The 23,008-nt window shown below is 70.1% G+C and carries 26 protein-coding genes and 1 tRNA gene; 19 read left to right on the top strand and 8 right to left on the bottom strand.

All coding sequences use genetic code 11. The features are described 5' to 3' along the window. Positions 1 to 10: 10 nt before the first annotated feature. The 4 genes from ACWD3C_RS09380 (at position 11) to ACWD3C_RS09365 (ending at position 1,983) form a co-directional block, all read left to right on the top strand. Positions 11 to 433: a Mov34/MPN/PAD-1 family protein gene (locus tag ACWD3C_RS09380; protein ID WP_451141805.1), complete on the top strand. Its 423-nt coding sequence runs from the start codon at positions 11 to 13 to the stop codon at positions 431 to 433. 89 nt (positions 434 to 522) lie between these two features. Then, positions 523 to 618, top strand: a complete 96-nt coding sequence (locus ACWD3C_RS09375) for a putative leader peptide (RefSeq protein ID WP_316959376.1) — start codon at positions 523 to 525, stop codon at positions 616 to 618. A gap of 118 nt (positions 619 to 736) precedes the next feature. After that, positions 737 to 1,015: a MoaD/ThiS family protein gene (locus tag ACWD3C_RS09370; RefSeq protein ID WP_451141803.1), complete on the top strand. Its 279-nt coding sequence runs from the start codon at positions 737 to 739 to the stop codon at positions 1,013 to 1,015. Between the two features lie 17 nt (positions 1,016 to 1,032). Next, positions 1,033 to 1,983, top strand: a complete 951-nt coding sequence (locus ACWD3C_RS09365) for a PLP-dependent cysteine synthase family protein (protein ID WP_451141801.1) — start codon at positions 1,033 to 1,035, stop codon at positions 1,981 to 1,983. Positions 1,984 to 2,029: 46 nt separating this feature from the next. On the opposite strand, the gene ACWD3C_RS09360 is transcribed toward ACWD3C_RS09365, so the two are convergent. Beyond that, positions 2,030 to 2,476, bottom strand: coding sequence for a type II toxin-antitoxin system PemK/MazF family toxin (locus tag ACWD3C_RS09360; RefSeq protein WP_451141800.1), 447 nt, complete (start codon positions 2,474 to 2,476; stop codon positions 2,030 to 2,032). 245 nt (positions 2,477 to 2,721) lie between these two features. On the opposite strand from ACWD3C_RS09360, the gene ACWD3C_RS09355 reads away from it, so the two are divergent. From ACWD3C_RS09355 to rdgB, 5 genes are all read left to right on the top strand, one after another. Beyond that, positions 2,722 to 3,474 carry an MBL fold metallo-hydrolase gene (locus tag ACWD3C_RS09355; protein ID WP_451141798.1) on the top strand — a complete coding sequence of 251 codons (753 nt, stop codon included), beginning with the start codon at positions 2,722 to 2,724 and terminating at the stop codon, positions 3,472 to 3,474. 91 nt (positions 3,475 to 3,565) lie between these two features. Continuing rightward, positions 3,566 to 3,799, top strand: coding sequence for a glucose PTS transporter subunit EIIB (locus ACWD3C_RS09350; protein WP_451141796.1), 234 nt, complete (start codon positions 3,566 to 3,568; stop codon positions 3,797 to 3,799). A 124-nt stretch (positions 3,800 to 3,923) separates the two neighbouring features. Further along, the gene (rph, locus tag ACWD3C_RS09345; RefSeq protein WP_451141794.1) at positions 3,924 to 4,661 is read left to right on the top strand and encodes a ribonuclease PH; all 738 of its coding nucleotides are present in this window, start codon (positions 3,924 to 3,926) and stop codon (positions 4,659 to 4,661) included. A gap of 149 nt (positions 4,662 to 4,810) precedes the next feature. Then, positions 4,811 to 5,206: a hypothetical protein gene (locus ACWD3C_RS09340; protein ID WP_451141792.1), complete on the top strand. Its 396-nt coding sequence runs from the start codon at positions 4,811 to 4,813 to the stop codon at positions 5,204 to 5,206. Positions 5,207 to 5,290: 84 nt separating this feature from the next. Continuing rightward, complete coding sequence (gene rdgB / locus ACWD3C_RS09335; protein WP_451141790.1) at positions 5,291 to 5,893, top strand: RdgB/HAM1 family non-canonical purine NTP pyrophosphatase; 603 nt, start codon at positions 5,291 to 5,293, stop codon at positions 5,891 to 5,893. A gap of 53 nt (positions 5,894 to 5,946) precedes the next feature. Here the strand turns inward: rdgB and ACWD3C_RS09330 are convergent. The 3 genes from ACWD3C_RS09330 to bcp all read right to left on the bottom strand — a co-directional run bounded on the left by ACWD3C_RS09330 (position 5,947) and on the right by bcp (position 8,138). Continuing rightward, positions 5,947 to 6,022: transfer RNA gene (locus ACWD3C_RS09330), tRNA-Leu, on the bottom strand. A gap of 12 nt (positions 6,023 to 6,034) precedes the next feature. Further along, positions 6,035 to 6,904 (bottom strand): HNH endonuclease signature motif containing protein, encoded by an 870-nt coding sequence (locus tag ACWD3C_RS09325; protein ID WP_451141788.1) that lies wholly within the window; start codon positions 6,902 to 6,904, stop codon positions 6,035 to 6,037. A gap of 766 nt (positions 6,905 to 7,670) precedes the next feature. Beyond that, positions 7,671 to 8,138 (bottom strand): thioredoxin-dependent thiol peroxidase, encoded by a 468-nt coding sequence (bcp, locus tag ACWD3C_RS09320; protein ID WP_451141786.1) that lies wholly within the window; start codon positions 8,136 to 8,138, stop codon positions 7,671 to 7,673. Between the two features lie 150 nt (positions 8,139 to 8,288). On the opposite strand from bcp, the gene ACWD3C_RS09315 reads away from it, so the two are divergent. Further along, a complete protein-coding gene (locus ACWD3C_RS09315) occupies positions 8,289 to 8,618 on the top strand; it encodes a DUF3618 domain-containing protein (protein ID WP_451141784.1) in 330 nt (109 codons plus the stop codon). A gap of 101 nt (positions 8,619 to 8,719) precedes the next feature. Then, a complete protein-coding gene (locus ACWD3C_RS09310) occupies positions 8,720 to 9,022 on the top strand; it encodes a GroES family chaperonin (protein ID WP_152790579.1) in 303 nt (100 codons plus the stop codon). An 82-nt stretch (positions 9,023 to 9,104) separates the two neighbouring features. Here ACWD3C_RS09310 and ACWD3C_RS09305 read toward each other — a convergent pair whose 3' ends face one another. Further along, on the bottom strand, positions 9,105 to 11,687 hold the full coding sequence (locus tag ACWD3C_RS09305) for a transglycosylase domain-containing protein (protein WP_451141782.1): 2,583 nt from the start codon (positions 11,685 to 11,687) through the stop codon (positions 9,105 to 9,107). A gap of 369 nt (positions 11,688 to 12,056) precedes the next feature. On the opposite strand from ACWD3C_RS09305, the gene ACWD3C_RS09300 reads away from it, so the two are divergent. The 4 genes from ACWD3C_RS09300 to ACWD3C_RS09285 are packed head-to-tail and all read left to right on the top strand — an operon-like array spanning position 12,057 to position 15,626. Continuing rightward, a complete protein-coding gene (locus ACWD3C_RS09300) occupies positions 12,057 to 12,857 on the top strand; it encodes an ABC transporter permease (RefSeq protein ID WP_451141780.1) in 801 nt (266 codons plus the stop codon). Between the two features lie 58 nt (positions 12,858 to 12,915). Then, entirely contained in the window at positions 12,916 to 13,719 is an 804-nt protein-coding gene (locus ACWD3C_RS09295; protein WP_451141998.1) for an ABC transporter permease, read from the top strand. Positions 13,720 to 13,725: 6 nt separating this feature from the next. Beyond that, positions 13,726 to 14,787, top strand: a complete 1,062-nt coding sequence (locus ACWD3C_RS09290) for an ABC transporter ATP-binding protein (protein WP_451141778.1) — start codon at positions 13,726 to 13,728, stop codon at positions 14,785 to 14,787. A 32-nt stretch (positions 14,788 to 14,819) separates the two neighbouring features. Further along, a complete protein-coding gene (locus ACWD3C_RS09285; RefSeq protein WP_451141776.1) occupies positions 14,820 to 15,626 on the top strand; it encodes a DUF1707 SHOCT-like domain-containing protein in 807 nt (268 codons plus the stop codon). A 6-nt stretch (positions 15,627 to 15,632) separates the two neighbouring features. On the opposite strand, the gene ACWD3C_RS09280 is transcribed toward ACWD3C_RS09285, so the two are convergent. Beyond that, complete coding sequence (locus tag ACWD3C_RS09280; RefSeq protein WP_451141774.1) at positions 15,633 to 17,054, bottom strand: SGNH/GDSL hydrolase family protein; 1,422 nt, start codon at positions 17,052 to 17,054, stop codon at positions 15,633 to 15,635. 326 nt (positions 17,055 to 17,380) lie between these two features. On the opposite strand from ACWD3C_RS09280, the gene ACWD3C_RS09275 reads away from it, so the two are divergent. Next, entirely contained in the window at positions 17,381 to 18,643 is a 1,263-nt protein-coding gene (locus tag ACWD3C_RS09275; RefSeq protein WP_451141996.1) for a DUF445 domain-containing protein, read from the top strand. 162 nt (positions 18,644 to 18,805) lie between these two features. On the opposite strand, the gene ACWD3C_RS09270 is transcribed toward ACWD3C_RS09275, so the two are convergent. After that, positions 18,806 to 19,321, bottom strand: coding sequence for a protease (locus ACWD3C_RS09270; RefSeq protein WP_451141772.1), 516 nt, complete (start codon positions 19,319 to 19,321; stop codon positions 18,806 to 18,808). 188 nt (positions 19,322 to 19,509) lie between these two features. Here ACWD3C_RS09270 and ACWD3C_RS09265 point away from each other — a divergent pair, with 188 nt between their 5' ends. Next, entirely contained in the window at positions 19,510 to 20,481 is a 972-nt protein-coding gene (locus ACWD3C_RS09265; protein WP_451141770.1) for a GlxA family transcriptional regulator, read from the top strand. Positions 20,482 to 20,652: 171 nt separating this feature from the next. Here the strand turns inward: ACWD3C_RS09265 and ACWD3C_RS09260 are convergent, their stop codons facing one another. Then, a complete protein-coding gene (locus ACWD3C_RS09260) occupies positions 20,653 to 20,955 on the bottom strand; it encodes a hypothetical protein (RefSeq protein ID WP_451141768.1) in 303 nt (100 codons plus the stop codon). Between the two features lie 248 nt (positions 20,956 to 21,203). On the opposite strand from ACWD3C_RS09260, the gene ACWD3C_RS09255 reads away from it, so the two are divergent. Together ACWD3C_RS09255 and ACWD3C_RS09250 are read left to right on the top strand one after the other, a co-directional pair. Further along, positions 21,204 to 22,007, top strand: a complete 804-nt coding sequence (locus tag ACWD3C_RS09255) for an alpha/beta fold hydrolase (protein WP_451141766.1) — start codon at positions 21,204 to 21,206, stop codon at positions 22,005 to 22,007. A 72-nt stretch (positions 22,008 to 22,079) separates the two neighbouring features. Further along, the gene (locus ACWD3C_RS09250; protein ID WP_451141764.1) at positions 22,080 to 22,925 is read left to right on the top strand and encodes an inositol monophosphatase family protein; all 846 of its coding nucleotides are present in this window, start codon (positions 22,080 to 22,082) and stop codon (positions 22,923 to 22,925) included. The last annotated feature ends 83 nt before the right edge of the window (positions 22,926 to 23,008 follow it).

Genomic DNA, 23,008 nt, shown 5'->3' with positions numbered 1-23,008 from the left:
CCTGACCGACATGCTGACCATCACCCAGGCCCTCGTCGACCAGATCGTCGCCCACGCCCGCAAGGACCACCCCGACGAGGCGTGCGGCGTCATCGCGGGCCCCGCGGGCTCCGACCGCCCCGAGCGCTTCATCCCCATGCTGAACGCGGCCATGTCACCCACGTTCTACGAGTTCGACTCCGGCGATCTGCTCAAGCTGTACCGCGACCTCGACGACCGCGACGAGGACCCGGTCGTCATCTACCACTCCCACACGGCCACCGAGGCCTACCCGTCCCGCACGGACATCTCGTACGCCAATGAGCCGGGCGCCCACTATGTGCTGGTCTCTACGGCGGACACGGACGGGCTGGGAGAGTTCCAGTTCCGCTCCTACCGGATAGCGGAGGGGGAGGTCACGGAGGAGGAAGTGAAGGTGGTGGAGGCGTACTGATCCCGCCCTATCCCACACTCTGGTCAGAAACAATCCGCCATGTGAGATCACACTCTGGGACCCGCACCGGGAATCGATACGATGAGCCCATGGTTTTCCACGACGTGAGCGAAAAGACGCCGGGCATGCTGCTCGTGGCGCGGCTGCACGTCGACCTGTGCAGGCTTGCCAGCGCCATCTGTTGACGCCGACCCCTGCCGCCGTACGGCCGTGAGCCGCGGCGCCCTCACACGCACGACCTGCTGTAACTGCGCTGCCGCGCGCCTTTTCGACCTGACCACTCCCGACAGGAGCCCTGAAGCCATGGCCATCGAGGTCCGCATCCCGACCATCCTCCGCCAGTACACCGACGGCCAGAAGGCGGTGGAGGGCAGCGGTGACACCCTCGCCGCCCTGTTCGCCGACCTCGACGCCCGGCACACGGGCATCCAGGACCGCATCGTGGACGGCGGCGAACTGCGCCGCTTCGTGAACGTGTACCTGAACGACGAGGACGTCCGCTTCCTCGACGGCATCAACACCAAGGTCGCCGACGGCGACAACGTGACGATCCTGCCGGCCGTGGCCGGCGGCATGGCCTGAGCGGCCGCTGATCACCCATGCGTTACGACTCCCCGCTGGCCGCGGTGGGCAACACCCCTCTGGTGCGCCTGCCGCGCCTCTCGCCGTCCGACGACGTCCGCATCTGGGCCAAGCTGGAGGACCGCAACCCGACCGGCTCCATCAAGGACCGCCCGGCCCTGTTCATGATCGAGCAGGCAGAGAAGGACGGCCGCCTGACGCCGGGCTGCACGATCCTCGAACCGACGAGCGGCAACACCGGCATCTCGCTCGCCATGGCGGCCAGGCTCAAGGGCTACCGCATCGTGTGCGTGATGCCCGAGAACACCTCGCAGGAGCGCCGGGACCTGCTCACCATGTGGGGCGCCGAGATCATCTCGTCCCCCGCGGCGGGCGGCTCCAACACGGCGGTACGGGTCGCCAAGGAACTGTCCGCCGAGCACCCCGACTGGGTCATGCTCTACCAGTACGGCAACCCGGACAACGCGGGTGCCCACTACGCGACGACCGGGCCGGAGATCCTCGCCGACCTCCCCTCCATCACCCACTTCGTGGCAGGCCTCGGCACGACGGGCACGCTCATGGGTGTCGGCCGCTTCCTGCGCGAGCACAAGCCGGAGGTGAAGATCGTGGCCGCCGAGCCGCGGTACGACGACCTGGTGTACGGCCTGCGGAACCTGGACGAGGGGTTCGTCCCCGAGCTCTACGACGCCTCCGTCCTCACCACCCGCTTCTCCGTAGGCTCCGCCGACGCGGTCACCCGCACCCGCGAACTCCTCCAGCAGGAGGGCATCTTCGCGGGCGTCTCCACCGGGGCCGCGCTGCACGCCGCGATCGGCGTCGGCAAGAAGGCCGTCACGTCCGGCGAGCCGGCCGACATTGTCTTCGTCGTGGCCGACGGCGGCTGGAAATACCTCTCCACCGGCGTCTACACCGCGCCCACCACAGAGGAGGCCATCGAGACGCTGCAGGGGCAGCTCTGGGCGTAGGGCTCCAGCGGAGGTGGGCGGGGGGTTGGCTGTCTTCGCCCCCGCCTCACCCCGCCAGGTACCGCACCTGGTCCCACAGCACCGGATCCACCACGCCCACCCGCCTCCGGAAGCCCCACACAGGGACCTGCCGCAGCTCATCGGTCTCCAGGAAGCTGGGCCGGCCGTGGGTGTCACCCACGGCACCGGGCGGCAAAGGGATCACACCGGCCTGCTCGTCACGGTACCTACTGGTGATCTTGGCAACCTTGGCCTGGTCACCACGCACGGCCAGGACCAGGCAGGGCCGGTCCTTACCCCTGGGCCCGTCCTCGTACGGAACCCGCGCCCACCAGATCTCCGCCGGCTGCGGCCGAGGCCGCGGAACCCCCCGAGCCACAGGACGCCGCGCCGTCCGCACACCCCCCTGCCGCCCCCACCCGTCCACCAGCACGGCAATCACGGCGAGCAGCACCACCACCGCCGCCAGCGCCGGCCACCAGGACGTGTCCATACGCACGACGGTACCGGCGCACTCCCCACCCCGCCCACCCTCCCGTCGCCCCACACGCCCCACGTCCAGCCGAACCGGTGACACCACAGGTGAGTTCCCCCACAACGGCCCCTGCCAGAGGAGCGACCCACCCTTTTGCGCCTTACGCTCGACGGACCGCAAGACCCCCGTTCACACCCGTCTGCACTTCACGTCTGTACTTCACGACTTCACGACTTCACGCCAGCGCGGAGGTTCCGGCTCTTATGAAGCTCACCGTCGTCGGCTGCTCGGGGTCGTTCCCGTCCGCGGAATCGGCCTGTTCGAGCTACCTCGTCGAGGCCGACGGCTTCCGGCTGCTCCTCGACATGGGCAACGGCGCCCTTGGCGAGCTGCAGCGCCACTGCGGTCTCTACGACCTCGACGCGATCTTTCTCAGCCATCTGCACGCCGACCACTGCATCGACATGTGCGCGTACTTCGTCGCGCGCTACTACCGGCACGACGGCGGCCGCTGCGACCCGCTTCCCGTCTACGGACCGGAAGGCACGGAGCAGCGCCTGACCACCGCGTACGCCGACACCCCGTCCGCCTCCTCCATGAGCGAGGTCTTCGACTTCCACACGGTCAAGCCGGGCACCTTCGACATCGGCCCCTTCACCGTCCACACCGACCGGGTCGCCCACCCGGTGGAGGCGTACGGCATCCGCATCGAGCACGGCGGCCGCACGCTGACGTACTCCGGGGACACGGGCATCAGTGACGCCCTGGACGAACTCGCCCGCGATGCCGACCTGTTCCTGTGCGAGGCCGCGTTCACGCACGGCAAGGAGGACATCCCCGACCTCCACCTCAACGGCCGCGAGGCGGGCGAGGCCGCCCGCCGCGCCGGCGCCCGCCGCCTCGTCCTCACCCACATCCCGCCGTGGACGGACCCGCAGGTCAACCTCGCGGACGCACGCGAGGTGTTCGACGGCCCGGTGGAACTGGCCGCACCGAGGGCGTCCTACGAGATCTGACGCCCGTACGCACGACACCACCACCACCGCTCGCGAAGGCGGGACATCTGTGGCTTACTGCGACAAACGGTTCTGACCACGGAGAAAGAACATGGTCACCAAGGCTGAGAAGATCGTCGCCGGGCTCGGCGGCCTCGACAACATCGAAGAGGTCGAAGGCTGCGTCACCCGCCTGCGCACCGAGGTCAGTGACCCCTCCCTCGTGGACGAGGCAGCCCTCAAGGCCGCGGGTGCCCATGGTGTCGTCAAGACCGGCACGGCGATCCAGGTCGTCATCGGCACGGACGCGGACCCGATCGCGGCGGACATCGAAGACATGATGTGAGCGTCGGCCGCTCACATACCGGCGGCTCCTTTCCCACCGGCTTCCGATCGCCTTCCCGTCGAGTTTCCAACCGTTTTCCACAGGGGGAGGAGCCGCCTCCGTCTGTACGGATAGGCTCAGCGCCATGTCTCGAATCGACGGCCGCACGCCCGAACAGCTCCGCCCGGTCACCATCGAACGCGGCTGGAGCAAGCACGCCGAGGGCTCCGTCCTCGTCTCCTTCGGCGACACGAAGGTCTTCTGCACCGCCTCCTTCACCGAAGGCGTCCCGCGCTGGCGCAAGGGCAGCGGCGAGGGCTGGGTCACCGCGGAGTACTCGATGCTGCCCCGCTCCACCAACACCCGCGGCGACCGCGAGTCCGTCAGAGGCAGGATCGGCGGCCGTACGCACGAGATCAGCCGTCTGATTGGCCGCTCCCTGCGCGCGGTCATCGACTACAAGGTACTCGGCGAGAACACCGTCGTCCTCGACTGCGACGTCCTCCAGGCCGACGGCGGCACCCGCACGGCAGCCATCACCGGCGCCTACGTGGCACTCGCCGACGCGGTCGCCTGGGCGCGCGGCAAGAAGCTCATCAAGGCCGGCCGTCAGCCGCTGACCGGGACCGTCTCGGCGGTCTCCGTCGGCATCGTCGGCGGCGTCCCCCTCCTCGACCTCTGCTACGAGGAGGACGTCAAGGCAGAGACCGACATGAACGTCGTCTGCACCGGCGACGGCCGCTTCGTCGAGGTCCAGGGCACCGCGGAGGCCGAGCCGTTCGCCCGCGAGGAGCTCAACGCGCTGCTCGACCTGGCCGTTTCGGGCTGCGGAGAACTGGCCGCCCTGCAGGGCAAGGCACTTGATACGGTCCTCGAAAGGTAAAGGACGCGCCAAGAACGGGCGGCGCCGCGGGCAACCGAGGCGCCCCCGTTCGCGTCACTAGGGGTACGGGCGTGCGACCAGCGCGTACGCCCGGCCAGCAACCGCACCGCACGGGGGCCGTCAGGCCTGAGAGCTAGGAGGACAGTTCCATGGCCGCGAGCCGCCGACGTCGTACCGCCATCGCCGCAGCCGTAGCAGCCGTAGGGCTCACGGTGGGGCTCACCACCGGCTGCGACGCCGTCGGCAAGGCCCTGGACTGCGTCCAGACCGCCGACGCCATCGCCGACAGCGTCACCGACCTCCAGCAGGCCGTCGAGAACGCCTCGAACGACCCGACGCAGCTCGTGGAGTCCCTCGACTCCATCGACCAGAACCTCGACGAGATCGGCGGCACGGCCGACAACGCCGACGTGAACAAGGCCGTCGACGACCTCCAGCAGGCCGTCACCAACGTCCGCGAAGCCGTCGAGAACGGCGACAACACCCCGGATCTCAGCCCGATCACCGACGCGGCCGGCGAACTGACGAAGGTCTGCACGCCGTAAGGGAGCGGCGGCTGGGGTCCGCGGCTGAGGTCCGCGACCGGGGTCCGCGCCATCGGTGGCGTTACCGGTGGCGATACTGGGGGCATGACCCGCCTGATCCTCGCCACCCGCAACGCCGGAAAGATCACCGAGCTGAAGTCGATCCTCGCCGACGCAGGTCTCCCCCACGACCTCGTCGGCGCGGACGCCTACCCCGACGTCCCCGACGTCAAGGAAACCGGCGTCACCTTCGCCGAGAACGCCCTACTCAAGGCCCACACCCTCGCTCGGGCAACGGGCCTTCCCGCCGTCGCCGACGACTCCGGCCTCTGCGTCGACGTCCTGGGCGGCGCCCCCGGCATCTTCTCGGCCCGCTGGGCAGGACGGCATGGGGACGACAGGGCCAACCTGGACCTGCTCCTGGCCCAGCTCGCCGACATCGACGACACACACCGGGGCGCCCATTTCGCCTGCGCGGCCGCCCTCGCCCTGCCCGACGGCACGGAGAGGGTGGTCGAGGGGCAGCTGCGGGGGGTGCTGCGGCATGCGCCGGCCGGCACGAACGGGTTCGGGTATGACCCGATTCTGCAGCCGGAGGGGGAGTCGCGGACGTGCGCGGAGCTGAGCGCGGAGGAGAAGAACGCGATCAGCCATCGGGGGAAGGCGTTTCGTGCGTTGGTGCCGGTGGTGCGGGAGTTGTTGGGCTGACCGCAAGAAGACCCCGCACCTTCGAACCGAAGGTGCGGGGTCTCTTTTCCCTGTGGGCCCGGTGGGACTCGAACCCACGACACACCGGACCTAAACCGGCGCCCTCTTGGCCAGCTGGGGTACGGGCCCAGGTCGCTTACTTTACTGTGCCTGGTTCAGTCGCCGTGCAGCGATGGCGATGTCGTTGCGGTTGCGGTTCGAGAAGGTGCTCGTCTGACTGTGGCATGACGGGCATAGGTACCTCAGGTTCTCCAACCGGTTGTCCAGTCGGTCGCCGTTGACGTGATCGATCTCCAGAACGAGCCGTCTGCCCTGCCATGTGTCTCCGATGCCGCATGCATCGCAGACATGCGCTACGCCGAGGTCGTCAAGAGCTCGCCGGAGCATGACTGTCTTGATGCGAGGGCATCCGGGATCGAGTCGCACCAAGATCTCGTCTGCTGGTTTGCGGTTCGGGGAGCGGGTACCGCGATAGTGTCCTTGCCCCGTGAAATGGGCGGTGGACAGGCCGTGGGCTTCGATGCTGCGCTTCACGAGCGCCCGGCCTGTACCGCTGTTGCTCCGGCCAAGGGCAGTGAGGACCCCGGCTATGCTCGCGGAGGCTTCGACCACGGGCGCCAGTTCCTCGCGGGGAAGAACGCCTGGGCCATAACCGCGTCCGTTGGTGAAGTGCGAGGTGTCGATCCCGAACTTGTCCAGTTTCATTCTGATGTGGCCGTACGGGCTGTCGCGCGGAGGAAAGCCCATGTACTCCAGCATCTCCCTGATGCTGTGTGAACGAGCGGCGGCCTCCCTCAGGAGTTCTTCCGGATAGCTGCGGCGCTCGCGTTCCGGCAGAGGCTCCTCGCGGAAGTGGGAAGTGTCGATGCCGTAGTGCTGGAGCCGCTTGCTGAGATAGCGGCGAGGGCCGCTTCCCGTAGGTGCGCCCAGCGCACGCATAAGGTCGACCAAGCTGGTGGCATTGGCAGTCGCCCGAGTCAGCAGGTCACGCGTGTACTTCGGGTTGCTCATGCGGCCGTCCTTCGCCTGCGACCTCGGTATGTGTCCGTCACTGCATGGCAGTTGGGGCAGAGGAGCTGTAGGTTTTCCGGTCGGTTGTCCCACCAATCGCCGCTGATGTGGTCGACCTCCAGCCGAAGGGGTTTCTCGTTCCACTCGGGTCCCGTGCCGCACATCGCACAGGCTTCTCGGACTCCGCTGCAGAGCAGATGCCGAAGCAGCCGTCTCCCGGGGATTCGGCCGTCCTGCGGTGACCCGAGGGCCAGCGGATTGCCTCGCGAACCCTTCGGCCTGTCTCGTCGCACCACGAAGTGGGACGTGTCGATGCCCAGTGTCGCAATACGGCGGCTGATGTGCGTGTGGTTGCCGCCCACCGGGCTGATGCCCAGGCGGCGGACCACTTCTTTGATACTGGCCGAGACGGCCACGATCTCTCGGAGCGTCGCATCGCTGTGGCGCGTCCACCTGGCAGGGAAGTGGGAGACGTCTACGCCCGCCTCCGCCATCTTCTGACGCAGATAGCGTCTGCTGCCCGGCGTGGGCGTTCCACCGCACCACCGCACGGCGTCGTCCCAGCTGGCCGTCGCACGTGCCGCCTCTTCGAGTAGCTCGCGAGTGTATCTGGCCCCCACCGTTCCCTCCGTTCCGGCCACACGTTCGTGACCTCGCACGGAGTAACGAACTGCCCATCGGACAGTCACGCCCGAAATGCGGAACGGTCCGTACCGGATCGCGGAACGCGCCGGTACGGACCGTTCCCCTGGAAGACCTCGGGTCCTCAGATGTCCAGATCCTTGATGATCTTGGCCACGTGCCCCGTCGCCCGCACGTTGTACAGCGCCCGCTCGACTTTGCCCTCCTCGTCCACGATCACCGTGGAGCGGATGACGCCGACATACGTCTTGCCGTAGTTCTTCTTCTCACCCCAGGCGCCGTACGCCTCAAGGACCGTCTTGTCCTCGTCCGCCAGCAGCGTGACCTTGAGGGACTCCTTGTCACGGAACTTGGCGAGCTTCTCGGGCTTGTCGGGGGAGATGCCGATCACGTCGTAGCCGGCGCCGGTCAGGACGTCCAGGTTGTCCGTGAAGTCGCACGCCTGCTTCGTGCAGCCCGGTGTCAGGGCGGCCGGGTAGAAGTAGACGATGACCTTGCGGCCCTTGTGGTCGGACAGCGACACCTCGTTGCCGTCGGCGTCCGGCAGGGTGAAGGCGGGGGCGGTGTCGCCGGGCTGGAGTCGCTCGCTCATCGGTCAGGTCTCCTCGTACGGACGTGAAGTAGTGCGTGTGGGGCACGGGTGCCGTCTCCGAGCGTAACGGCGGGCCCTGACAGCGCGATGCCGGCCGGAGCTGACAGACTGTCCGCAACGGATACGTCCTTGGGCTTGGGAGGCAGCGCGGTGGCGGACACCTCGGACACCAGAACCCCGGCGGAGATCGAGGCGGACATCAAGCGCCGCCGCTCGACGCTGGCCGAAACGCTCGACGAGATCGGCGTCCGGGTGCACCCGAAGACCATCGTCGGCGACGCCAGGGCGAAGGTCGTCTCCAACGTCGACCACACGCTCGGCAAGGCGTACGTCGGCGTCAACCGGGTGGTGAGCGACGTCAAGGGCCAGCTGGTGAGCGAGGACGGCGCGCCCCGGCTGGAGCGCATCGTGCCGGTCGCCCTCGTCGTGGTCGGGGTCGTAGGGCTGCTCGCCCTGGGCTCCCGGCGCCGCAGGGGCTAGCCACCCCGGCTGCGGACGCTTGGCGTGAAGGCAGGTAGGTTCGGGGCGTGAGCGCCAACCAGGACAAGCACAGCACCCACCACGACAAGTTGCCCATCCGGATGCTGCACGACCGTGTACTCGTGCGGCAGGACACCACCGAGGGCGAGCGGCGCTCCGGCGGGGGCATCCTGATTCCCGCGACGGCGGCCGTCGGCCGGCGTCTCGCCTGGGCGGAGGTCGTCGCGGTCGGACAGAACGTACGGACCGTGGAGCCGGGCGACCGTGTCCTGTACGACCCCGAGGACCGCGCCGAGGTCGAGGTCCGTGGCACGGCCTATGTCCTGATGCGCGAGCGCGACCTCCACGCCGTGGCCGCCGACCGTTTCGAGGGGTCGGAGGACTCGACGGGGTTGTATTTGTAGGACGCGAAGACGCAGGCAGGCGAAAGGGGCTGGTGACCGTCGTCACCAGCCCCTTTCGTGTGGCCGCGGGCGTTACGGCGGTCTACGAGGTTCCGAACACCCCCTCGGTCGTGGTCCCCGTCGCTCCGCCGTCCGTCGTGCCGCCCGTCGTCGTCCCCCCGTCCGTCGTGCCGCCCGTCGTGTCGCCGCCTCCGGCCGTGGTCGTACCGCCGTCGGTCGTCGTTCCGCCGTCGGTCGTGCCGCCGCCGGTGGTCGTGGTGCCGCCGCCGGTCGTGGTGCCGCCCGTGGACGTTGTGGTCCCGCCGTCGGTGGTACCTCCGTCGGTGGTCGTGCCGCCGTCGGTCGTCGTGCCGTCGCCTGGGGAGGTCGTGGTCCCGCCGTCCGTGGTGCCGCCCCCGGTCGTGGTCGTACCGTCGTCGGTCTCGTCGCTGGTCTCGGTCGGCTGGGCGGGCGGATCGTCCGTCACCGGGGGCTGCACCTGGTACTCCGCGCCCGGCTGGAGCCGGAGGTCGAACTCCTTGGCCTCCTTGCCCTTCAGGGCGGCCTCGGTGAACTGGGCCCAGATCTCCGCGGGCGCCCCGCCGCCGTTGACGCGGTCCAGGCCCATGGCGCCGTAGAGGGACTCGTGCTCACCGGTGTCGGGGTCCTGGCCCATGACGGCGACGACGGTGGCGAGGTCGGGGGTGTAGCCGGCGAACCAGGCGGCCTGGTCCTCCTCGGCGGTGCCGGTCTTGCCGGCGGCCGGGCGCCCCGCGGCCTGTGCCGCCGTGCCCGTGCCGCCCTCGACGACGCTCTGCAGGATGGACGTGGTCGTGTCGGCGGCCTCACGGGTGACGATCTGCTGGGCGGACTGCTGCGGCAGCCTGACCTCGGCGCCGTCCTTGGTGATCTCCTCGACCATCGTGTACGTGCCGTGCTTGCCGTGGTTCGCGAGGGTCGCGTACGCCTCCGCCATGTCCAGCACGCTGGCGGTGGCCGTGCCGAGGGCGATGGACGGGTAGGGGTTCATGTCGGGGGTGTCGGTGGGCAGGCCGAGGTCGATCGCGGTCTCCTCGACCTTCTGCGGGCCGACGTCGACGGCCATCTGCGCGTACACCGAGTTCACGGACTTGTCGGTGGCCTCGCGGACGCTGACGTTGCCGTAGGACACCTGGTCCTCGTTCTCGGGGGCGTACGTCTCGCCGTCCCAGCCCTGTACGGGGCGCTGGTTGGTGCCGTCGTAGACGGTGTTCGGGGTGATCAGGATGCCGTTCTGGGTCTCGGAGGCGTTCTGGACCGCCGAGGTGAACACGAAGGGCTTGAAGGTCGAACCGACCTGGTAGTCGCGGCGTGTCGCGTTGTTGTAGTACTGCTGGGTGTAGTCGATGCCGCCGTACATCGCGATGACCTTGCCGGTGGCGGGGTCGATGGAGACGCCGCCCGCGCGGACGTAGGTGTCGACCTCGCGGTTCTTCTTGTCGAGCTTGGACATCAGCTGGTCGTCGACGGCCTCGACGAAGGCGTTCTGCTTGCTCTTCTGGATGGTCGTGGTGATGCGGTAGCCGCCGCCGGTCTCCAGTTCGTCCTCGCCGACGATGTCGTTGTTGATCAGGTACGACTTGACGGCCTCCACCAGGTAGCCGCGCTGACCGGACAGGCCGGTCGAGATCACCGACTGCTTCGGCGTCGGGAACTCCATGCCGGTGCGCTCGGACTCCGTCAGCCAGCCCTCCTTGACCATGCCGTCGAGGACGTACTTCCAGCGGGCCTCGGCCGCGGCCTTGTTCTCCGGGTGCGCGACCACGTCGTACGCGCTCGGGGCGTTCAGCAGCGAGGCCAGGTAGGCGCCCTGGGCGGCCGTCAGCTCGTCGGCGTCGACGCCGTAGTAGGCCTGGGCGGCGGCCTGGATGCCGTACGCGTTGCGGCCGAAGAAGCTGGTGTTGAGGTAGCCCTCCAGGATCTCGTCCTTGGACTTCTCGTTGTCCAGCTTGATCGCGATGAAGAACTCCTTCGCCTTGCGGGTGAGGGTCTGCTCCTGGGCCAGGTAGTAGTTCTTCACATACTGCTGGGTGATCGTCGAGCCGGACTGCTTGCCCTTGCCGGTCGCCGTGTTCCAGGCGGCGCGCAGCATCGCCTGGGGGTCGATCGCCGGCTCGTTGTAGAAGTCCCGGTCCTCGGCGGCCAGTACGGCGCGCTGGGCGTCCTTGGAGATCTGGGCGAGGGTCACGTTCTCGCGGTTGACCTCGCCGTCCCGGGCGAGCTGGCTGCCGTCCGCGTACAGGTACACGTTGCTCTGCTTCGTCGCGGCCGCGTTCGCCGCCGGGATCTGCACCAGGTAGTAGCCCAGCACGAGCAGGGCGCCCAGGAGCATGGTCCCGATGACGAAGGTGCCCAGCACCATGCGCCAGGTGGGGATCAGCCGCCGCCAGCCGGTGCGCTTGGGGCGCTTGGGCTTGGCGGGCTTCTCGCCAGAGGTGCCAGAGGTGCCAGAGGTGCCAGAGGTGCCAGAGGTGCCAGAGGTGCCAGAGGTGCCAGAGGCGCCAGAGGCGCTGGAGGCGCTGGAGTCACCGGGGGCGCCGGAGTCGCCGGGGGCCGCCCCCGGCTTCGCCATGTCCGGAGCTGGTGGCTCCGGTTCTCTGGATGCCCAGCCCGGACGGTGCTGCTTCGGCTGCGGCTCGTCGCTCATCGTGCTGCCGTGCTCCTGTTTCGCGTCGTACGTCGTTCTCGTACGGCCTCGTCGGCCTCGTATGACCTCATACGGCCTCATACGGCCTCATGGGCTTCTGCGCCCCCGGATGAAGACTGTCGCACCAACCGTTCCGTTCCCGGATTCCGGCACGTGTCGCAATCGCGACAAGGGCGCCGTCAGCACGGGGACATGGTCCCGAAAACGCTGGTCCCGAAAATGCGTGGCATGCCACTCCACCGGCGGACTAGGCTCCTGCGCTTCGGCCTGAACAGGCCTCGAAGCCGGCCCTGAACCGGCCTTGGACCGGCCTTGGACCGGTCGTGGACACAACTATTCGCAACTCTTCGCAGCAGATGGAGGTTCCTCGTGGGGGCAGGGCGGTTGTACGCCGCCGTCGCCGCAGGTGGCTTCAGGCGGTACGCGACGTACCGGGTGGCCACGGCGGCCGGAGTGTTCACGAACACCGTCTTCGGGTTCATCCTCGCATACACCTACATCGCACTCTGGGACGAGAAGCCGCACCTCGGCGGCTACGACCAGGCGCAGGCGCTCACCTATGTGTGGGTCGGGCAGGCGATGTACGCGGTGATGTCCGTCGGCGGCGGTGGCTTCGAGAGCGAGCTGATGGAGCGGATCCGTACGGGGGACATCGCGATCGACCTCTACCGGCCCGCCGATCTCCAGCTGTGGTGGCTGGCCGGGGACAGCGGGCGGGCGCTCTTCCAGCTGCTGGGGCGGGGTGTGGTGCCCATGGCCTTCGGGGCGCTCGCCTTCGAACTGGCGCTGCCCTCCGGCCCGTTGCCCTGGGTCGCCTGCCTCGTCGCCGTCCTCCTCGGTACCGTCGTCAGCTTCGCGATCCGCTATCTCGTCGCGCTGTGCGCCTTCTGGCTGCTCGACGGCGTGGGCGCCACCCAGCTCGCGACCCTCGCCGGGCTCTTCTTCTCCGGGATGGTCCTGCCGCTGAACGTCTTCCCCGGCGCCCTCGGCGAGATCGCCCGCGCCCTGCCCTGGGCGGCGCTCATCCAGGCACCGGCGGACGTCCTCCTCGGCACGGCGGACCCGCTGCGCACCTACGGCTTCCAGCTCGCCTGGGCGGCCGCGCTGCTCGGGGCGGGGCGGCTGCTCCAGTCGGCGGCCACGCGGAGGGTGGTGGTGCAGGGTGGCTGAGCAGACGACCGGTTCCCTCGGTTCCCTCGCGGGCAGCGCGTACGGCCCGTACCGCCGCGTGCGTGACGGGCTGCGCGCCTACCGGATGATCGCCGCGATGTGGATCCGCTCCACGATGGCCTACCGCGCCTCGTTCGCGATGACGGTCTGCGCCGACTTCGCCGTGACGGCCTTCGACTTCGCCGCGATCTGGCTGATGTTCTCGCACGTGGACGAGCTCGGCGGCTACACCCTCCCCGAGGTCGCCTTCCTCTACGGCCTCACGAGCACCGCCTTCGGGCTCGCGGACCTGACCCTGGGCTCGATGGAGCGGCTGGGGCGGCGGGTGCGCGACGGCACGCTGGACACGCTGCTGGTCCGTCCGGCGCCGGTGCTCGCGCAGGTCGCCGCGGACCGGTTCGCGCTGCGCCGCGTGGGCCGGATCACCCAGGGGCTGGTCATCCTCGGGTACGCCGTCTCCCGGCTCGACATCGACTGGATCCCGCTGAAGATGGCGATGCTTCCGATGACGCTGCTCAGCGGGAGCGTGATCTTCATGGCGGTGTTCGTGGCGGGCGCGGCCTTCCAGTTCGTCGCCCAGGACGCCTCCCAGGTACAGAACTCCTTCACGTACGGCGGCAACACCCTCCTGCAGTACCCGCCGACCGTCTTCGGCGCGGACCTGCTGCGCGGGGTGACCTTCGTGCTGCCGCTCGCCTTCGTCAACTGGCTGCCCGCGCTGTATGTGCTGGGCCGCCCCTACCCGCTCGACCTGCCCGGCTGGGTGGCCTTCACGCCACCGCTGGTCGGGGCGGGCTGCTGCGTGCTGGCGGGGCTCGCCTGGCGCGCGGGACTGCGTTCGTACCGGAGCACGGGGAGCTGAACCGACATGGAAACAGAGACGGTTGACACGGTGGAGACGGTTGAGGGGTTCATCGAGCTCGACCGGGTCGAGAAGGTCTTCGACGTCCGCAAGAAGACCGGGTTCCTGCGCCGGGAGCGGCACGAGGTGCGGGCCGTCGACTCGCTCTCTTTCAAGGTGGCGCGCGGTGAGATGGTCGGCTACATCGGGCCGAACGGTGCCGGGAAGTCGACGACCATCAAGATGCTGACGGGGATTCTGACGCCGAGCGGCGGGCGGCTGCGGGTCGCGGGGATCGACCCGTCGAGGGAACGCACCCGCCTCGCGCAGCGCATAGGGGTCGTGTTCGGGCAGCGGACGACCCTGTGGTGGGACCTCCCGCTGATCGACTCGTACCGCCTGATGCACCGCATGTACCGCATCCCGGACGCCCGTTACCGCGAGAACCTCGACCGCTGTGTCGAACTCCTCGACCTGGGCGAGCTGTTGGACGTGCCTGTGCGTCAGCTGTCGCTCGGCCAGCGGATGCGCGGCGACATCGGGGCCGCGCTGCTGCACGACCCCGAGGTGCTGTACCTGGACGAGCCGACCATCGGCCTCGATGTCATCAGCAAGGCCAAGGTCCGGGAGTTCCTGCGGGACCTGAACACCGAGCGGGGCACGACCGTGCTGCTCACTACGCACGACTTGCAGGACATCGAGCAGCTCTGCGGCCGGGTGATGGTCATCGACCACGGGCGGCTGATGTACGACGGTTCGCCGGCCGGGCTGCACGAGGTGGGCGAGAGCGAGCGGACTCTCGTCGTCGATCTGGAGCGGGAGCTGCCCCCGATCGAGGCGGCGCCCGCACGGGTCGTACGGGTGGAGGGGCCCCGGCAGTGGCTGGCGTTCCCGGCGTCGGAGTCGGCGGCGCCGCTGGTCGCGCGGATCGCGGCGGAGTATCCGCTGGTGGACCTGTCGGTGCGGGAGCCGGACATCGAGGCCGTGATCGCCAAGATGCTGCATTCAATGGGGGACACCCCCAAACCCCCGCCGGATCAGCGAGCGCATGCAGAGGAGGCCGAGGAGGCCGAGGAGGCGGTCTCGTAGCCCCTGGCGCGGCTTCCTCGTAGGCTGCTGTAATGACCGACGAACTGCCGCCGGAGCTGCGGACCTCCGATGCCGATCCTGACCTCCGTGCCTCCGACGCCGATCGTGAGCGAGTCGCCGAGCGGCTGCGGGACGCGGTCGCCGAGGGCCGGCTCGACATGGAGGAGTTCCAGGAGCGGCTGGACGCGACCTACCAGGCGCGGACGTACGGGGAGTTGGAGCCGATCACCCGCGATCTGCCGGGCAGCGCGGCCGTGAAGCCCGTGTCGATGGTCAAGGAGCCTGCGGAGCACGGGAGTTGGGACCAGCGGATCGTCGGCGGCGGGGGCTCGTCCGGCTGGGCCGTCGCGGTCATGTCGGGATTCCAGCGCAAGGGGCAGTGGACCGCGCCGAAGCAGTTCAGCTGTTTCGCGTTCTGGGGCGGTGGCGAGATCGATCTGCGGGACGCCAACTTCGCCGACCGCGAGGTCACCGTCACCTGCGTGGCGATCATGGGCGGCATCGACATCGTCGTACCGCCCGGCGTCGAGGTCGTCGTGCGCGGCATCGGCATCATGGGCGGCTTCGACCAGCGCGAGGAGGGGGTGCCGGGTGAGCCGGGCGCTCCGCGGGTGATCGTGAACGGCCTGGCTTTCTGGGGTGGGGTCGGCGTCACGCGCAAGCTGCCGAAGGCCGAGCGGCAGCGGTTGAAGGAGGCGCGGCGGCAGGAAAAGCTGGAGCGGAGGGAGGCGCGCAAGGAGTTGCACGCCTCTCGGCGTGACCATCGGCATGGTGTGCATGACGCCCACCGGGAGGCGCGGCGGGAGGAGCGGGAGCGGCGCCGTAACGGGGACTGCTGAGCAGCCTTACAACTCCGCCGGAGCCGACCCTCTGAGTTCCTCCAGGTCGAAGACCTCCGCCATCCGCTCGTACCCCTTGTCGCTGGGGTGGAGGTGGTCCCCCGAGTCGTAGTCGGGGTGGAACCGGCGCGGGTGGTACGGGTCCCGGAGGGCCTTGTCGAAGTCGACGACGGCGTCGAAGACCTTGCCGGAGCGGATCTCCTCGTTGATGGTCCGGCGTACGGCCTCGCGGTCGCCGCGGTAGCCGCGGTGGCCGTGGAACGGCATGAGGGTGGCGCCGATGACGCGGAGACCGTGCGCGTGGGCCTCGTCGACGAGCGTGCGCAGCCCGGCGAGGATCCGGTCGGGGTCGGCCTGGCCGCGGTTGCGGAGGATGTCGTTGGTGCCGAGGGCGATGACGACGACCCTGACGCCCGGCCTGCCGAGCACGTCGCGCTGGAAGCGGGAGAGGCCGCTCGGGTTCACGGCGATGGGGGTGGCCCCGCTTGAGCGAAGCCGGGAGTGGGGGAGGGCGGGGCCGTGGACGAGGAGCTGGTTGCCGCTGAGGCCCTGGTTGACCACGCTGTAGCGCGGCACGTCGGCCGAGCCCGCCGCCTCGCGCAGCCGGGCGCCGAGGACGTCGGTCCAGCGTTTGTTGGCGCCGAGGGTGGAGGTCGAGCCGTCGGTCAGTGAGTCGCCGAGCGCGACGACGGTGCCGTTCGCCTCGTGGCTCAGCACGTCGACGGCGGTCAGGTAACGCCAGTAGGCGGTCTGCGTGGTGTACGGGGTCCCGCTGACGTTCTCCGTGCGGTCGCCCTCGGCGGTGTACGAGATCTGCCGGGCGGTGGGGTGGTAGGTGACGGGGCCGGACGGGGTGGGGGAGTAGGTGGTCACGAGTACGTCGGTGTCCTGCGGGACGGCGATCCGCGCGGGGTCACTCACGATCTGCCGGCCTGCGGGGACGGTGACCGACGTGCTGCCGCCGAAGGTGAGGCGGCGCATGGTGCCGGCGAGGGCGGCGGCGCTGTTCGGGGTCGCGGCGACGGCGATGGAGGCGTGCGTGATGGTGAGCGGGCTCTGGCCGTAGAGGTTGGACAGCGTGACGCGGGCGTTCGTACCGCCGATGCCGACGTGGACGACGTTGCGCACGGACCGGTCCGCGAGACCGTTCAGCTCGGTGCCCGGCTCGCCTCCCGTCGGGGCGGTCGCCCAGGCGCCCACCCAGGTTCCGGCGGACGCGGGTTCGGCGGAGCCGTGATGGACACCGCCGCCGCCGAGGGCGGTGTCGTTCCGGGTGCCGTTGTCGAGGCCGACCCCGACGTATATAGCGGCTGAGATGGCCACGATCAGCGCGCAGATCGCGGCGAGCAGGGCGCTGTGTCTTACGGGGGCTGTTGACACTTGCTGCTCCGCAGCGGGCCCCGCACCCCCGTCGTTTCCCCTGGTCATGCGGTGCGTCTCTCCTCGGGCAAGGGGAGCCCGAGGCTCCGCTGTCCTGTCCCCATGATGCGCCATGGAGTGCGGGCGGGCCCGGGCGCCCCCGCATTGGGGACAATGTCTGCGGGGGACACGAACGGGTGGAGTGAATGGAACGTACGAATCCGCAAGAAATCGACGCCCAGGGGCAGGACGCCCACCCCGGAGACCCCGTGAACCAGGACACGGGCTCCGCCGGGCAGCAGGACACCACGGAGCCGGAGCTCCATGCCGCGACCGCCACGGACGGGGAGTTCCGTGCTGCGACCGCCGGGGTTCCCCGCTCCGCGGCCCGCGCCATGACCGTGTTCAGCGCTGCCGACGAGGAGCGGAGCCGGGGCGTGCGCCGGATGAAGCTCACTGCGGTCGGGCTGTTGCTGTTCGTGGCGGTCGTGTTCGTGCTGGCCAAGTGGGCCGAGCACCAGGGGGCGGGGGCGTGGGCCGGGTATGTGGCCGCGGCCGCGGAGGCCGGCATGGTGGGTGCGCTGGCCGACTGGTTCGCCGTGACCGCGCTGTTCCGGCACCCCCTCGGCATCCCCATCCCGCACACCGCGATCATCCCCAACAAGAAGGACCAACTCGGGGTGACCCTGGGCGAGTTCGTGGGCGAGAACTTCCTCTCCCAGGACGTCGTACGGCAACGCCTGCGCGCCGTCGGCATCGGCAGCCGCCTCGGCGCCTGGCTGGCCCAGCCGGAGAACGTCGACCGCGTCACCGCCGAGTTGGCCACCGCCCTGCGGGGCGCCCTGACCGTGATGCGCGACGCCGACGTCCAGGCGGTGGTCAGCGAGGCGATCACCCGGCGGGCCGACGCGCAGGAGATCGCGCCCGGCCTGGGGAAGATGCTGGAGAAGGTCGTCGCCGACGGCGGGCACAAGCGGGTGGTCGACCTGGTCGTCGCTCGCGCGCACGACTGGCTCGTCCTGCACGACGACCAGGTCATGGACGCGGTCGAGGGCGGAGCCCCCGGCTGGACCCCGAGGTTCGTCGACAGGAGGATCGGCGAGCGGGTCTACAAGGAGCTGCTGCGCTTCGTGACCGAGATGCGGGACATGCCGGCCCACCCGGCCCGCGGCGCCCTCGACCGGTTCCTCACCGACTTCGCCTCCGACCTGCAGTCCGACACCGACACCCGCGCGCGCGTGGAGCGGCTCAAGGGCGAGGCGATCGGCCGCGGCGAGGTCCAGGACCTGATCGCGTCCGCCTGGACCGCCGTACGGTCGATGATGGTGTCCGCCGCCGAGGACGAGCGCAGCGAACTGCGGCTGCGCGCGCGGGCGTCGCTGCTGTCGCTGGGCGCCCGGATGGCCACCGAGCCGAAGGCGCAGGCCAAGGTCGACAAGTGGGTGGAGGACGCGGCGGTGCACGTCGTCACGACGTACCGCAAGGAGATCACCTCCCTGATCACGGACACGGTCGCGAGCTGGGACGCCGAGCACACCACGCGTAAGATCGAGGCCCACATCGGCCGTGACCTGCAGTTCATCCGCATCAACGGCACGGTGGTCGGTTCGCTGGCGGGGTTGGTGATCTACACGGTGGCGCGGGCGTTCGGGGCGTAGGCGCTCCGCGGGGGCGTGGGGCGGGGTGGGCCGGAGGCTCCGTTCCGGACGTCCGGGTCGAGTCCGAGGCGTCACTGGAGACCGACCGTGACTTCTGGGCGCTTCTTCGTGCGGGACCCGAACGGGCGGGTCGTGAATGTGCTGGAGCACCGGAGCTGAGGGTCAGGCTCCGGTTGTCGACCCCGGCCGGACGATCATGAGCACCGTGACCGTGGCCCACAGGATGTTGAACACGCCGGTGAACATGGCGAGTTGAACGGTGTGCCGACGGGTCGCGGTGACGGTCCGCCTGCGGCCGGGCGCGGTGGGTGCGGTGGGCTCGGTGGGCTCGGTGGGCTCGCCCAGCTCGTCCACGATGGCCTCCTGCCGGGGCAGGACCAGGGCGATGAGGACGCCGGCGGCGAACGTGGTCAGCGCGATCGACACGATCAGCCAGGTGTCGCCGAGCACGCCCATGCTGCCGGCCGTCGCGAACCCGAGGACGGGGACGGCGATGCCGACACCGGCGTACACCCGGCAGATGCGGTGCAGCAGCCGTACGGTCTCCGCCGCCCGTGGCTCACCGGGCTCGGCCATGGCCTTGCGCGCGCTGGGCGGGAACATGCTGGCCGCGACGGTGACGGGCCCGACGGCGATGATCGCGGCGAGGACGTGAAGGGTGAGCAGCAACTTGGTCACGGGCCGACGCTAGGGCGCGGGACGGATCTTGGAGAAGTGGCGGCTCTGCCAGTACTCAACGGATTCTCGCCAGGGGTGGTATGTGGGGTGTCCGCAGGCTGCCCGCAGGCCGCCTCCATGGGGTTGGCGCGGCTGGGCACCCTTGATGGGGCCTTGGCGAGAACCCGTCGCACCCCTACCCTCTGGCCATGCACACCGTGGCCGTCCTCGCCCTCGACCAGGTCATCCCCTTCGACCTCTCCGCCCCCATCGACACCTTCGGCTGGGCCCGGCTGCCGGACGGCCGGGAGCCCTACCGGACCAAGGTCTGCTCGGTGGCGGAGGAGGTGAGCGCGGGCCCGTTCGCGGTGCGGGCGCCGTACGGTCTTGAGGCCCTGGCCGAGGCGGACACGATCATCCTGCCGGGGACCGCAGACCCGACCGTCCCGCTGCCGCCGGGCGTCGCGGAGGCGCTGCGCGCGGCGGCGGCGAACGGTACCCGGATCGCCTCGATCTGCGTCGGCGCGTTCATCTTCGCGGCGACCGGCCTGCTGGACGGGCAGCGCGCCACCACGCACTGGATCGCGGCCCCCGACCTGGCGGCGATGTACCCGGGGGTGACGGTCGACCCGAACGTGCTGTACGTCGACAACGGCCAGTTCCTCACCTCGGCCGGCGCCGCGGCCGCGATGGACATGTGCCTGCACATGATCCGCAAGGACCACGGCTCGGCGGTCGCCGCGCACGCCGCCCGCATGTGCGTCATGCCCCTCGAACGGGAGGGCGGCCAGGCCCAGTTCATCGTCCAGACCCAGCCCCCGGCCCCGGCCGGCGCCACCATGGAGCCCCTGCTGCGCTGGCTGGAGGAGAACGCGGACCGCGACCTGACGCTGGACGACATCGCGGGGCAGGCGGGCATGAGCACCCGCACCCTCAACCGCCGCTTCCGCGAACAGACCGGCACGACCCCGCTCCAGTGGCTGCACCGGGCCCGGATCAGCCGCGCCCAGCACCTGCTGGAGACCACCTCGTACCCCGTCGAACGCATCGCGCTGCAGGCGGGGTTCGGCTCCCCGACGGCGTTCCGGGAACGCTTCAAACGGGTGGTGGGGACGAGCCCGTACGCCTACCGGCGGGCGTTCCAGGGAGGAGAAAGCGGAGAGAGGGCGGCGGCACGCTGAGCAGGCGGGGCGAAGTCCTCTGCGGTTGGGCAGCGCCCCCGAAGGGGCGCGGGCTGTGACATTGTGCGGCTCCGCCGCGTGGGCGCGACCAGCCACGACGGCGCCGCAGACGAACGACGGCACATCGCGCCCCCGCGGCGGAGCCGCGTATCGACACAGCCAGCGGAGCGCTCAGCCCCTGCGGTCGGCCACCGCCCAGGAGGCCAGCGCGACGGCGCCCGCGACCCCGAACACGGCGGGCCAGGCGCCCACCTTCTTGGCCAGCGGATGCGACCCGGCGAAGGCGGCGACGTACGCGGCGCTCAGGGCCCCGGCGGCAGCCCCGCCCGCCTCCCGCCGCCACTGCTGCGCGGCAGCGGCCCCGGCGGCAGCCAGCACGACCCCGCCGAGCTGGCGCTTCCTGGTCCAGCGGGCCACGCCGTACCCGCCGATGAGCCCGCTCGCGGCCACCGCCGCCGTAGGAATCCTCGCCATGCCGCCGCCTCCAGGGCTCCGCTGCTGTCGGATGTCGGACGATGTGGTCGGACGAACCGAGGCTAACGCTCCGTTGCCGGCCCCGGACGCCCGGCTCGCCCGCAAGCCGTCACTGACGCAAGCCGTCACTGACGACGCAAGCCGTCACTGACGCAAGCCGGCTGCTGAGCCTCGCGGACCCGGCGGGCCCTATCGTGAGGACGTACGAGATCAACGAGGTACTGACGACCACAGGTGGCGGGGATCGGATGACATCCAGCACGGGCCACGTCACCACGGCGGACGGCACCCACCTCGCCTACCGCGCCCACACCCCACCCCACGCGTCCGGCAGCGACGTCCTCCTCCTGCACGGCCTGGCGGGCCACCTGGGCGAGTGGAACCCCCTCCTGCCGCTGCTGCTGGCGGACGGCCACCGAGTCGTGACGTACGACGCCCGAGGCCACGGCGCGAGCACCCGCCGCCCACGGGACATGAGCCGAGGGGCGGCGGTAGGGGATGCGGTAACCCTGATCGAGGCCCTCGCCCTGCCTCCCGTAACCCTGATCGGCCAGTCCCTCGGCGGCCACACCGCGCTCCTCACCGCGGCGGCCCACCCCGGCCTCGTAAGGGCGCTGGTCCTGATCGAGGCGGGCCCCGGCGGCCCGACCCCGGACCTCCCGTCGCAGATCTCGGCTTGGCTGGACACCTGGCCGACTCCCTTCGACTCCCCTGCCTCCGCAAGGGAGTTCTTCGGGCACGAGGCCTGGGCGCAAGGCCTGGAGGAACGGGAGGACGGCTGGCACCCCCGCCTGGACCGCGACAGGATGATCGAGGCGGTACGGGAACTGGCCACCCACGACTACTGGGACGTCTGGTCGCGAGTCCGCTGTCCCGCACTCGTCGTACGGGGTGAGTCCGGGACGATGCCGCCGACGGAATTCGCGAAGATGAAATCCCACCGTCCCGAAACGGAATGCCTCACGATCCAGGACGCGTCCCACGATGTGCACCTGGACCAGCCGAAGAGCCTGCACGCGGCGATAGGACCCTTCGTTGAGAACCTTCCTTGAGAACCTTCCCAAGGACCTTCCCTGAGACGGACGATCCCCGCGTCACCGGCCGGAGTTGAGGACGAAGGACCCATGCCCGACCACCACCACTACGACGAAGACGCCAACGGCCATGACCATGACCATGACCATGACCGCGACCTCGACCGGGCCCTGATCGTGGCCATCACCCTGGCCGAGTGGGCGTCGAAGACGATCCGCGACCCCGGCCGGGGAGGCGGCCCGGTGCGTGAGAAGGCGAGCCCCGCCGACATCGTCACGGACACGGACGAGACGATCGAGGCGTACGTCCGCTCGGTCCTGCGCCGCGAGTTCCCGCACCACGGCATCGACGGCGAGGAGTACGGCGTCCACGAGGGCGCCCCCGGCGCGCCCCACTGGCTCATCGACCCGGTCGACGGCACCACGAACTACGCCCACGGCATCGGCTGGTGCTCGTTCTCCCTGGGGCTGGCGGCCCCCGACGGCACACCCTTGGTGGGTGTAGTGGCCGACCCCTGGCGCTCCGAGACGTTCACGGCGGTCGCCGGCCGGGGCGCCCACCTGAACGGCACCCCCATCCGCGCCGCCGACCACACCACCCTCACCGGCCACGTGGTCCTCACCGAGTGGGCGGCCCACGCCCACTGGCCCGGCATGGACGACTTCCTCTCGGCACTGTCCGCCCGCCACTGCACCGTCCGCGTCATGGGCTCAACGGCCCTCTCCCTGGCCCAGGTCGCCGCCGGCCGGGCCTCGGCCACAGCCATCGGCGAGTTCCACCCGGTCGACGGCCTCCCTGCCCTCCTCATCGCCACGGAGGCCGGAGCGGTCGCACTCCCACCTGCCCCGGCGTACGACGAGGCGCTGCTCCTCGCCGCACCGGGAGTGGCGGCGGAGGCGGCTGCCCTGTGGCACAAGGCGCGCTCCGGGGCGTAGTGCCCTGGTGGTCGTGACGGCCTCGGCGCCGCAGCGAAGAGGGAGGAGAAGGGGAGAAGAGGGCGAAGAGGGGAGAACAGTGC

Source organism: Streptomyces sp. NPDC002845, assembly GCF_053591955.1.
This window is presented reverse-complemented; position numbering and strand designations above follow the sequence as displayed.